General features: G+C 45.6%; 3 protein-coding genes and 1 pseudogene. 3 read left to right on the forward strand and 1 reads right to left on the reverse strand.

Going from position 1 to position 14,143, the window contains the following annotated elements; translation table 11 throughout:
* Positions 1-26: 26 nt before the first annotated feature.
* From AB1I67_RS04745 to AB1I67_RS04755, 3 genes are all read left to right on the forward strand, one after another.
* Positions 27-7,448 (forward strand): DUF6531 domain-containing protein, encoded by a 7,422-nt coding sequence (locus AB1I67_RS04745; protein WP_367028667.1) that lies wholly within the window; start codon positions 27-29, stop codon positions 7,446-7,448.
* Positions 7,449-7,722: 274 nt separating this feature from the next.
* Positions 7,723-10,467: an HNH/ENDO VII family nuclease gene (locus tag AB1I67_RS04750; RefSeq protein WP_367029154.1), complete on the forward strand. Its 2,745-nt coding sequence runs from the start codon at positions 7,723-7,725 to the stop codon at positions 10,465-10,467.
* A 747-nt stretch (positions 10,468-11,214) separates the two neighbouring features.
* Positions 11,215-11,694 carry an SMI1/KNR4 family protein gene (locus AB1I67_RS04755; RefSeq protein WP_367028668.1) on the forward strand — a complete coding sequence of 160 codons (480 nt, stop codon included), beginning with the start codon at positions 11,215-11,217 and terminating at the stop codon, positions 11,692-11,694.
* A 1,037-nt stretch (positions 11,695-12,731) separates the two neighbouring features.
* Here AB1I67_RS04755 and AB1I67_RS04760 read toward each other — a convergent pair.
* Positions 12,732-14,057 (reverse strand): annotated as a pseudogene (locus tag AB1I67_RS04760) (IS1380 family transposase).
* Between the last annotated feature and the right edge of the window lie 86 nt (positions 14,058-14,143).

Below are 14,143 nucleotides of genomic sequence, written 5' to 3' on the forward strand. Positions count from 1 at the left end.
AGCAGCTCACGGAGACCGGGAACATCTTGTTCATCCGTAACCCGAAGACGGATGAACCCTATACAAAGAAACTGTCTGAAGAGGATATGGAATGGCTGATCGCCCAGTGTATTTCCATGGGAATAGATTACCGCGATTTCTTAGGCATGGAACCGATCAATATGGCTAACGGTAGCTTTTATATGAGCCAGACGGATGCCAAGATCGAGGACCTGGGCGGCGACTTTAACATTGAGCGCAGCTATAATTCCATCGCGCCGTATTTCCGTTCTGATTTCGGTATGGGCTGGAATTCCCTGTCTGCTGAAAAGATCATGGTCCTGGAAGACGGGCGGATCATCTACACCCGGGAGGACGGGAAAGGCCTTATCTTTGAAAAAGACGGGAAGACCTATAAGGGGCCGGATGGCTATGACTATGAGCTGGAGACCGTTTCCTCGTTGGAACTCATCACCGATGACAGCGCGGACGAGGGGGAAGAAGACGAAGGGAATGATACAGAAGTAGCAGCAGAAAGAGCGACCAGCTCCAACGCATCCGTAAAAACGGTATCTTACGCGGAAAAACCCGCCAGCATAAATGCAGACGCGGATCCCACGGAAGCGACGGCGGAAGATGAGGAGAACCCGGAAGACGGAGCGGGGACAGAAGCAGTGCCCGTTTCCACCGGATGGAAGATAAGCCAGCCGGACGGGACTGAGAAATACTTTAACTCCAACGGTCTTTTGGTAACGGAGAAAGACCGTAAGGGGCTTACGACCTATTATGTATATGATTCCAGCTTCTGCTTAAAGAAGATCATATCCCCCAGCAAGAAGGAGTATGTGATCACCCAGACGCCGGAAGGCCTGATCACCGACATCACCCTGCCGGACGGCGGGGAACTGCACTATGAATACGATGATGAAGATAATCTTGTCAGCTTCACGAACCCGGAGGGCAGCGTCCGCTCCTATGAGTATGATGAAAACCATCGGATGACAGCCTGGTATGATGAAAACGGGACCAGGGTCATTGAGAACACCTACCGGGAAGACGGAACGGTGGAGACCCAGACGGATGCACTGGGCAGTCTTTCTACGCTGGATTGTGCAGCCGATGCGACTACCCTGGTGGATAACCGCGGCAATACTATCATATATCATAAGAACGAGAATAACCTTATCACAGAAGTAGAATATTCCAACGGTGAGACGGAAAGGACAAGCTATACGGCGGATAACCGTATCGAGTCCAGGACAGATGCCAATGGGGTGACTACCCGGTACACTTACGATGAGGATGGAAATATCCTGACCGAGACACGGGATGACGGCAGCAGGGCCAGCTACACCTACAACGAGTATGCCCAGCCGCTGACCGCGACGGACTATGAAGGCCATACCACCCATTTCACCTATGATGAGAAAGGAAATCTGACCTCGATGACTGACGGGGAAAGCCATACCACCCGGTACGGCTACGATGATCTGAGCCGTATCACCTCCATCACCGACGCGAACGGAGGTGTCAGTTCGTTTGCCTATGAAGGGACAGATGCGCCGGTAGTGTCCTATACCGACCCGGAGGGCAATACCAGTACCTTCACCTACGATGAGATGAACCGGGTCCTGACCCAGACCGACCCGGAGGGCAATACCACAGAGCATGATTACAATGCAAATGGCTGGGAGACCGCCGTGACGGCCCCGGACGGCGGCGTGACCGCCTACGAGTTCAGCCCCGCAGGGGAAGTGCTCTCCATCACCGACCCCATGAGCGTAGCGACCACCTTCACCTACGACGCCATGCACAACATCCTCTCCGGCGAGGACGCACTGGGCAATACCCTGCACTATGAGTATGACGCCAACTACAATAAGGTGGCGGAGACCAATGCTAAGGGAGATAAGACCGCCTATGAATACGACGCCCGCGACCGGATGGTGAACGTGACCGATGCCCTTGGGCAGACCGTCTCGTACACCCTGGACGGCAACGGCAACACTACCGGGATGGCCGACCGCCGCGGCAACACGACAGAGTCCTGGTACCATAAGGTCTTAAACCTGCCCACCATGACGAAGGACGCCCTGGGGAATGAGACCTACTACCAGTACGACCATAATGGGAACCTGACAAAGATCACGTACCCGGATGGCATATCCATCACCTATGCCTACGACCGCGCTGGACGCCTGGTGCGCACCACCACCCAGAACGGCCTGGTGACGGAGATCGGCTACGACGGCAACGGCAACATCACCCGCATCACCGATGATGAGACCCGCATTTACCGTTTTGCCTATGACGGGAACAACCGGTTAGTGAAGGCCACCGATCCGCTGGGAGGCGTGACGGAGTACGCTTACGACGGCGCAGGCCGTCAGACCCTTGTGACGGACGCCAACGGCAACAGCACAGCCTATGCCTATGACGCCGTGGGCCGCTTAACGGAGATGCAGGACGCACTGGGCGGGTCCGCTTCTTCTGAGTATGACTTAAACGGCAGGACACTGAGCTTCACCGACCAGAATGACCATACCACCACCTGGCACTACGACGTGATCGGGCAGGTACTGGCCCAGGTGGACGCCGCAGAGAATATCACCGCCATGGAATACGACTCCCTGGGCAATGTAACAAAGGTCACCGATGCCTTAAAGGGCGAGACCGCCATGGATGTAGACGCCTTGAGCCGCACCGTGAAGATGACTGATGCACTGGGCGGGGAATACACCTACGATTACGATGAGAATGGGAACCTCTTAAAGGTGACCATGCCTGACGGGGATACGGTGAGCATGTCCTACGACGCCAATAACCGGATGACCTACTACCGGGATGAGGCAAGTGTGGTGACCCGCTATGAGTATGACTCCATGGGGCGTATCACCAAAGCGATTGATACCGCGGGCAATGTGATGACATATCAGTACGATGAGAGCGGTAACCTGGTGAAACAGACCGATACCATCGGGCGGGACGCTATCTATGAGTATGATAAGTTCAACCGTCTTGTGAGCGTGACCGGAACCGATCTGGCGACCACTACTTACACGTATGATGCCTTAGACCGTCTTGCCAGCGTGACCCAGGCGGACGGAACGGTGACAGCTTACGAGTACGATCCGGTAGGCAATTTGATCAAGACGACAGAACCGGGCGAGGCAGTCTATACCTACGCATACGACGCCATCAACCGCCTGACAGGGAAAGTGAACCCGCTGGGGGCATCCACCACCTTCCAGTACGATGCCAAGGGTAATTTAACCAGGACTGTGGACGGCGAAGGCAATACCAATGCCTACGTCTATGACGTGATCGACCGCCTGACTTTCTTCACGGACGGCAGGGGCAACGACACGGTGTATGAATACGATGAATTATCCCGGCTGCTGTCCCATACGACGCCGGAGGGCAATAAGACCGAGTACCGCTACGATGCGCTGAGCCGCATGACAAAGGCAAAGGATCCCAACGGCCTGATCACCGAGTATCAGTATGACGTGATGGGGAACCTGGTGGAGGAGATCTCCCCGAAGGGGGCAAGGACTGCTTACACCTATGATAAGCACGATGAACTGACCAGCATCACCGACCCGGCAGGCAACGTCACCCGCTATGCGGTGGACTTAAACCGCCAGGTGACGGAGATGACCCAGAAGAACGGGGCGAAGTATGCCTATACTTACGATCCGGTGCACCGTCTCACCAGCATCACCACCCCGCTTGGATTAAAGAGGGAACTGACCTACGATGTGGCGGATAACGTGATAAAAGATACAGACAACCTGGATCGTACCAACACTTACGAGTATGACATCATGCACCGGATGACCAAGTCCGTCAATGCAGAGGGAGGCGTGACCACCTACGGCTATGACATCCGCGGCAACCAGGACCAGTTAAATACTGCCCTGGGCTATACTTGGAATTACCGGTATGACCTGATCGACCAGCTCACTGCCAGCGTAGACCCGGAGGGCAAGGCGACGGAGTTCGCCTATAACCTGGTGGGAGAGCTTGCATCCGTCACCAAACCGGGAGACCGGAAGACAGACCTCCAGTATGACGAAAACTACAACGTGACCGCCATCAGCGACCCGAAGGGATATATCTACCAGTACACTTACGATAAGGATAACCGCCTGACCGGGACGAAGAACCCGCTGGGTGAGACCACTGCGACTGCGTATGACCCGGGAAGCCGTGTCACCAGCGTGACCGACCGGATGGGGCTGACGGAGAGCTATACCTACGACCCGCACGGCAATGTCTTGAGCGTGACTGCTACCAACGGCCTGATCACCCACTTTGCTTATGACATCCTGGACAACCTGGTAAAGGTGACCATGCCCAGCAGCTTAACAGCCACCTACACCTATGATGTGATGGGCAATGTGACCAGCGCGACGGATACCATGCTGCGTACTACCCGGTACACCTACGATGCAGAGAACAACATGACCTCCATCACCGACGCCATGGGACGTAAGGAAATCATGACCTATGATATCGGCGGAAGGAACACAAGCTATACCAGCAACGGCGGAAATAAGATCAGCTACGATTATGACCGCTTAAATGATCTGGCGGAGAAGTCCTACGAGGATACCAGGGATCCGGAAAGCAAAGAGGGTGTACTTTACGCATACGATGTGACCGGCCAGCGCGTGTCCATGATGGACCGGAGCGGGGAATCAAAGTACGAATACGACGGCCTTGGGCGCATCACCAAGGTGACCAGCGGCTCCGGCGAAGTGACCCAGTACGCTTATGATGGCTGTGACCAGCTGGAGAGCATCACCTACGCTGACGGGAAGAAGGTCAGCTACAAGTACGATAAGAATGACAACCTGACAGAGGTGACCGACCGGACTGGGGCCGTGACCACCTATACTTATGATGCGATCAACCGGGTGACGGAGATCCACCGGCTGAACGGTGTGAGCACCTACAATACCTACAATGCCAGAGACCAGATCACGGATATGAAGAACATCTGTGACGATTGTGAGTGGACCATCAGCGAGTACCATTACACCTATGACGACCGCGGCTTCATCGTGGGAGAGGACGTGACGGAATCCTTATACGCCTATGCCTGGGATGACAAGCATGACGGGAAGCATGAGAACTGGCATGACGATAAGTTCCCGCATGGGGATAAGCATATCAACAAGCATGCCAAGGATGGGATCTACAACTTCCAGATCATCGGAACGAAGAGGAACTTTGAGTATGATGACGATGGCAAGCTGATCCGTGCGACCGAGAAGGAGGACCGCCAGGGGACCTATGTGTATGACTATGAGTACGATGACATGGGGAACCGTACCTTCTTTAAGAAGTCCAGGAACGGCGTGGTGCAGGAGAGCGCAGAGTATACCTATAATGCGGCGAACCAGATGGTCGCGGCAAGGCTGTATGACGGTAAGCACTATAAGGATGTGGAGTATACTTACGATGCGGATGGAAACCGGGTTATGCAGGAGGAAGTGAAGCCGGACGGGAACCGGAAGGTGGAGCTGACCTATGACTACAGTGTGGAGAACCGTTTGAAAGCTGTATCTGATAAGAACGACCTCTTAGTCGCCATGGCCTACGACGGAGACGGCAACCGGATCTTCCAGCTCAATTATAACCTGCATACGGATGATGACTGGAAGGGTAACTCTGGGAATGGTAATGGGAACAACAAGGATAACTCCGGGAGCGGGAACAAAGGAAATAACAGTGGGAACGGGACCGGGAGTAAGAAGGGCATCCTGACAAGCATTGGAAGCTTCTTTGGGATGGATGACGGGATAGAGGAGTCAGAGGAGACCATAGAGGTGTCTACCGCGTCCAACGTTACGGCTAGGAAGTCCAATGGCAATAAGGACAAGGATAAGGGTAATAACGGGAACGACAAGAATAATGGTAAAGGGAATGGAAACGGCAACTCTGGCAATAACGGGAATGGTAACAATGGAAACGGCAACTCCGGCAATAACGGAAACGGCAATTCTGGTAACAACGGCAATGGTAATTCTGGTAATCATGGAAATGGTAACGGAAACACCAGCACCGGAGGCAATAACGACAATAATGGAAATGCCAATGGAAACACCAATAATACCGGGGGCAGCCAGAACCAGAGTGGCATCCTGTTCCCAATCGACGGCGAAGTATCCGAGTTAGAAGCAGAGCTGATCGGTATGATCAAGACTACAGGAAAAGAAAAGAATTACGAACTGGTGGAGTACGTCAATGACGTGAACCGGGAGCATGTGGAAGTCTTGATGGAGCTGAACATCAATGGTATAATGGATACAGCTTACAGCTACGGCAATGAACGCCTGACCAATGAGCGGTTCACGGAGTGGACTGGATATTACACCTACGACCCGAGGGGCAGTGTGACGGGAGTTACGGACAGCAAGGGGATGATCTGGCAGTCGTACCGTTATAATGCTAATGGTGACTTAACGTTTGGTAAACCGCAGTATAACAACGTGTATAGCTATAATGCGGAGAGTTATAACCCGAACATGGAAAGCCAGTATCTGCGGGCGAGATATTATAACGTGGCCCATGCAAACTTCCTGACGGAGGATTCGTACCTTGGTAATATCACAGATCCGTTGACGTTAAATCGGTATAATTATGTTAAGAGCAGTCCGCTGAATTATGTGGATCCGACTGGTCACGATGCATATGTGGTTAAGGATAATCGTTCGGATAAATATTTTTTGATACCTGACCATAAGCTGGAAAATTACTTTATTGCTATGGTTGAAGTGGTGCCTTTTGGTAATATGGTAACAACAGGCTATGAATATTTAATTTATGAGATTGGTGAAATGGAGAAAGTGGACAGGGGGGATAAGAGTTTTACAGAAAAGATAAAAGACAGCATTTTCGGTATAGTATCTAATTATTCAGATGTTGCAAGTGTGTTAGATATTACATTGGAACCCTTTGTAAAAGTAATGAGTGTTATAGGAACTGTAGATGGTTTAATCAATTTTGGGGATGTGACATTTCATTCCGATCATATTGCGAGTCAGATAGTTGTAGAACGATATCGAAAGTATTTGTCTTTTGTAGATACAAAAGATGAATTATTGGAAAGATATTCTGTGCTTCATCAGTTTATTGAGTTGTGTATGGAAGAAGGTGTTTTAACTTATAACGTAGATTTGTGCGAAAATGTTGATAAGGATTCTATAGAAGTAATAAATTCTACGCGTTTAAACGAATTGGTAGATGAATTTAATAATGAATTTGTTAAAAAAGTAGAAAGAGATGTTGGAACTTACAATGATGAAGTATATATAATTATTACACCCGGGGAAGGTGATGAAGATAATTTAGTTACAATAATTAATGGAAGTGATATATATATTGAGCAACCAAAGCCAACTACTAATAATAGCAATACTGGAGAACAAGTGGAAAATGTGGTTAAAATTTTAAATTAAAGCAGAGGTGCAAAATATGCAATGCTTTTTAAAAATATTACTTATTATTGTAGAATCTTTAGCATTAGCAGGGGGCATGTGGACTATTTTGCAATTTAGAATTCCAGAATTTAAGGAGTTAAATAAATCGCAAAAGATAGTATTATTGGTAGTTGCTACAATTATTACCATTTACCTTAATATAAAATAGAAATTTAATAAGGTGAAATCTTTTGGTAAATGCTGAATTCTCCATCCACCTATTTTAAGGGTAGATGGGGAATTTGACATTTATATAAAGAATTACAACCTAACAGAGGTGACCGACCGGACCGGGGCCGTGACCACCTATACTTATGATGCCATCAACCGTGTGACGGAGATCCCCCGGCCTAATGGTGTGAGCACCTATAATACTTACAATGCAAGGGACCAGATCACGGATATGAAGAACCTCTGTGACGACTGTGAATGGACCATCAGCAAGTACCATTACACCTATGATGACCGCGGCTTCATCGTGGGGGAGGATGTGACGGAATCCTTATACGCCTATGCCTGGGATGACAAGCACGACGGGAAGCATGAGAACTGGCATGACGATAAGTTCCCGCATGGGGATAAGCACATCAATAAACATGCAAAGGACGGTATCTACAACTTCCAGATCATCGGAACGAAGCGGAATTTCGAGTATGATGACGACGGCAAGCTGATCCGTGCAACGGAGAAGGAGGACCGCCAGGGGACCTATGTGTATGACTATGAGTACGATGACATGGGGAACCGGACCTTCTTTAAGAAGTCCAGGAACGGCGTGGTGCAGGAGAGCGCAGAGTATACCTATAATGCAGCGAACCAGATGGTCGCGGCAAGGCTCTACGATGGCAAGCATTACAAAGATGTGGAATATACCTACGATGCGGACGGAAACCGGAAGGTGGAGCTGACCTATGACTACAGCGTGGAGAACCGTTTGAAAGCTGTATCTGATAAGAACGACCTCTTAGTCGCCATGGCCTACGACGGAGACGGCAACCGGATCTTCCAGCTCAATTATAACCTGCATACGGATGATGACTGGAAGGGCAACTCTGGGAATGGTAATGGGAACAACAAGGATAACTCCGGCAGCGGGAACAAAGGCAATACCAGCGGCAACGGGACCGGGAGCAAGGATAAGCAAGGCATCCTGGAGAGCATAGCCGGGTTCTTTGGCGGGGATGAGGAGCCGGTAACGGAGACATCTGAAGAAGAGATCACTCTGTACAGCAGCAATAAGGACAAGGATAAGGGCAATAACGGAAACGATAAGAATAACGGAAAGGGGAACGGAAACGGGAACTCCGGGAATAATGGTAATTCCGGCAGCAATGGTAATGGCAACAACGGTAATGGAAACTCCGGACCGAATGAAAATACCAGTACCGGCGGAGTCAACGACAACAACGGAAATGCCAACGGAAACACCAACAACACCGGAGGAAGCCAGAATCAGAGCGGCATCCTGTTCCCGATCGACGGCGAAGTGTCCGAGCTGGAAGCAGAGCTGATCGGCATGATCAAGACTACTGGCAAGGAAAAGAACTATGAGCTGGTGGAGTACGTCAATGACGTAAACCGGGAGCATGTGGAAGTCTTGATGGAGCTGAACATCAATGGTATAATGGATACAGCTTACAGCTATGGAAATGAGCGTCTGACTAATGAGAGGTTCACGGAGTGGACTGGCTATTATACCTACGACCCGAGAGACAGCGTGACGGGAGTTACGGACAGCAAGGGGATGATCTGGCAGTCGTACCGTTATAATGCCAATGGCGACTTCACGTTTGGCAAACCGCAGTATAATAACGTGTACAGCTACAATGCGGAGAGTTATAATCCGAATATGGAGAGTCAGTATCTGCGAGCACGGTATTATAACGTGACGAACGGAAACTTCCTGACGGAGGATTCGTACCTTGGCAATATCATAGATCCGCTGACACTTAACCGGTATAACTATGTCAAGAGCAGTCCGCTTAATTATATTGATCCGAGTGGCATGGAACCGGAATATAATTATGTTACTGGACAATGGGAAGATAGCCATTATGAGGATATTCCAGGTAATGATATTGAGCGCATGGGGCCGATATATCAGGACTGGGCGTTACAATATAAAAATGCCAAAACAGATGAGCAAAGAGCAGAACTTCGGGCAATAAAAGACTCTTATTTATCAGCTCAAGAGGGTACACTGGTACATGACCTCTGGACTTTTATTAAGGAAAATCCAGCATATGCTGCGGGAGCTTTAACGGCAGGAACGGCTACAGCTATTATAATTGTGGCAACTGGCGGTACAGCTGCATTGGCAGCAGCACCATTTGCATCAACAGCAACAATTATTGCGGGTGGAGCAACTGGCGGTGTTCTGGTTGGGGGAGTTGTAACCGAGTATAATAAGCAGGAAATAAAGAAAACCTTACAGGAACAATACGGTTACAATATTGATGAGATAACCATATATAATATGGATCAATTGCCAGAAGATGTATGGAATTTATGCGAAGATTATTTTGAAAATCAGAGCAAGCAGTCGCTGTATATGGATTTAACAACTCGTGCATATCAAACAGCAATGTTGTTATATCTGGCAGAAGGAGTTTACCAGGCGGGAATAACGCTTGCGCAGTATTTTGCAGATAAAGTAGCATCTAATGTTAATAATATTATTGTATTTAATGGAAAAACTGTTACAATGGATAATAGTACATTTGATCCTGATTTTATCGATGCCCAAGGCAGAACCAACGTTCAAAGAATGGAACAGGGATTAGCACCAATAGGGATTGATGGGAAATCTGTAAATATTCATCATATTGATCAAACGGATAAAGGCCCTGTTATGGAAATTACAGCTACAAATCATCAAACAAATTATAAAAATTTGCATACAAATACAGGACAGACGGCATCACAAATTGATAGAAATGAGTTTAATCGTTGGAGAAGTGAATATTGGAAATGGAGAAGTAAAAATTTGAATTATTAAAAGAATCTTCCAGTACAATTTATGTATAGGAAATCGTAAGAAAGGAGGTTGAGTAAAAATATACGTCAAAGTAAAGAAATTACGAGTGGGAACACCTAAGGGATATGTTTACGAGGTTAAATATCATTGCCTGGAAAAATATAGAGTTTAGGAAAATACATGAGCAATACCGAACCCGTGGAGAAAATTCATAAAAAGAAGATGCATAAGGTTGGTAGTAGTGATAATCTCTAAGATTTTAAAAGTATTTTATGCAATCTTTATTAAAGTATGGATTAAGATGCGAGGAAACTGATAGTGATATCAATAAGTCTTAGATGCTGGCTATATTATTGTTGGGAGTTATACAGGCAAAGCCCTGTTGCGGTTGGGTCAAGCTTTTGATAAGAGGTGCTGAAAGCTTAATCCAACCCTGACAGGAAAGCTAGGGGATATAAGGAATGATTTGAAAAACATCTACAACAAAAGGTGAGCTAATAGTTAAAAGAGGTGATTAATGTTGAGGTATAAAAGTAACACAGGTTATTTTGGTAGTCACGAGAGGATTGCTACTGTGGGTAATAGAATATACAGAAGCCCATGTAAAACAAAGAATCGAGATATTTATTTATATACCTCAAATATCTATTTTTATACCAGATACCGAGAAATGCCCATTCATGTAGCTTATTCATCTGAGCGATGAAACTGGAAAATCCTTGATTTCAAAGGAAAAACACTTGGCGAAAATTGGAGGTTATTTTTATAATGAGTTATAAGAATTTTAAAGAGGCAATGTCATTGGCACCTAAATGCAACTTTTATACTACGGTAGGGGGAAAAACGGAAGACCAGATTTTAAGATCAGAGAAGTTGTTAGGGGTGAAATTTTCAAGGCAATGTAAAGAATTTTATAAAGAGTGTGGTTATATGTCCTTTTTTGGTAGTGAAATATACGGGATAGATCCAGATGATAATTCTGGGATTCTTGAAGGGAATTCTGTTGCCTATGCACTAAACGATAGAAAGGAGTGTGATTTATGCAGAGAATGGATACCTATTTATAATATTGGTGATGGAGATATGGTTTTTTTGGATTATGCTAATAAAAATTCAGAAGGTGAACCGCGAGTAATAGAATGTTTTTACAATGGTAGTCAATATGAATTTGTAAAGATTTTAGCAGAAGATTTTGGTAGTTTCGTTTTGCAATTAGTACAAACGCAATTATCATCACAACAAAATTAAAATATGAATGTGCCATTACACTAGATAGTAATCCTCGTTCTATTGATATTATATTTGATGACACAATGCGGTTTGATTTTTTGCCCTAGTAGGAAGCGAAGACTCATAGAGGTCAGAAATAGGTTTTGCAAAAATAGTTCAAAACGGCAAGTGGTTTTATTGGACGACTTGGAAAGCGTTTGATTTAGAAAATGAAGAACATTTAAATTATAATGATTTTATTTTAATTCAAGCTCAATAGGTTAAATGAAGAATTGTTAAGTAGTTAGATATTGGAACCAGAATTATTATAATAATTCAAGATAAAGTATATGTGTTTTAGAATATTCATTCATGTAAGTGGATTTTTGCCTGAAAATATTTTTTTTGATGAAAACACGATATGAATATTGGTAAAACGCATTAAGATATCGATGGAAAATATTATTATTTAAAAGTGGTAGCATTTAAAAGTGTTAATTAAATGCGTGTTGTGTTGCTCTGGTAGATGAATTTTCTACTGGAGCAACAGCTTTGTTGTAAAACAAATGGATTGCGTTAGGCGTTTACGCAATTACAATTGCAGGTACTGTTGCTGCCTTATATGAATTAATAGTATATTTATTTGAATTAGGCGTTCAAGTTATACCACTATTATAAATTAAATTTCTATGCTCACCTCATAATGAAGTGAGCATAGATTGAATGGAGGGGGACTAAAATTGAATATGCAATCAAAAAATAAAATCATTAAAAAAATAATAATGTCTGTTTTGCTTTAGCAAGGTTTTAAAATCGATCCAATTTCTACAGAGGAAATTACATGGAATTATTTCCGAAAAGTGCAAGGAGATATAATACAAATCATTTCAATTTACGATAATGGCTTTTACCTTAATCCGAATTATTCATGGTAATATAAATCTGCCTGAAAATTCATTTCCTGTATTTTGAACCAACGATAATGAGATTTAGCATGTGGAACGCCCGAAAAAAGGGTAGACTTCCCCTGTGAGTCTAAAATCCGCATCTTTCGTTTTCAAAGTTCATGGTTACTGTTATTCAAGTTTCGGCCGTAGACTGCTTATATTATCCAGCGTTTCATAGAATTCGTTTTTATAAGGACAACTACTGCAAAGCTTGAATGTTATATATCTTGCTGAACGTACAGCCCTTGCTGCTACTTTCAGCAATTTCAAACGTATGGTATCTACCAGCTGCTTACGCATTTTTGCAGGCAGTACCAGGCGCTTAAATCAATTAAATAGGTTGTATGCGAGTGCATGGATCTGAAGGCGGTTTGCATTTACGGTTCTGGACGAACTGCTGACAGCAGTGAAATCAAATCCATTCTTGCTTTCCTTGATATAATTCTCCATTATGCCTCGTTTACAGTAAAACTTGATAACCAGTTCGGGTGATGAATCCATATTTGTTACAACAAATGTGTACATGTGTATGAACTGACCTGCAGGCTTTTCTATTTTGCATACAACCCGGCGTGGATAGCTCCATGAACCAGCCTGATACATGAATTCTCCATACTGAACAGCATATGAGGCGAGGTCATCCTTCGTTGCTTCGGTAAGGCGTTCATCGATCTCACCAGCCATCTTGCGCAATGGTTCGCTTTGTTTTAAGCGGATCGCATAAGATACGCCATTCGTTTCACACTGCTCATAGAAACCCGGTTTTGTGAAGCCGCTGTCTCCACGAAGAAGTAACGGAATATCCGGATAATCGTTTTGAAATTCATCCAAAAGAGGCTGAATAAAATCTTCAACTCCGGTAGAGGAATAACCGGTTCCGTCACGCAGTTGGATTTTTAGCAGATCACCTGTGATACCATCGTAGCAGACCAGTGGATGATACCCATGGCTCTGGTAGTGAAAGTTAAACCCTTCCCCTTCTTGATTTCTATACGTATCAAGAAGAGTGGAATCAACATCAAGAAGTATCATTTCCGGCATTTTAATGGAATAAACCACCTTCCGGAATCTGCGCATGAGATGATAAAACTGTTCCAATGTTGTTTCATCCATCCGATTGATGAACCGGGACAGAGTAGGCTGTGAAGCCAGAGCCTTTTTAGCAAGGATTGCGGTAAGCACAGGATCGTTTGTCAGTTCATCCGCACAGTCATCCTCGAAGTATGCCCCGAGGATCTGGTAGATCAACTGCCATAAATTTTCATCATCTTTATGATAACGAAAGCTGGCAGTGTCGTTGGTTTTAAACATAGATTGTAAAATCTTAACAAAGCCAAGTTTGCAAGCGAATTCTTTCATCAGTAGAAGACCTGCATCGGAGGATAAATCACCACCGTCAAAATTTATTTTAATTTGTCTATTGCATTCCAGCGCTTTTGTGTGTAAGATATCCATATGAGAATCACTCTTTCGTTTTTATTTGGATTCGACACCTAAATTTTAACAAAAGTTTGGTTCTTTTTCTATATCATCTAACAGGT

This window comes from Clostridium sp. AN503 (assembly GCF_040719375.1).
Lineage (GTDB): Bacteria > Bacillota > Clostridia > Lachnospirales > Lachnospiraceae > Brotaphodocola.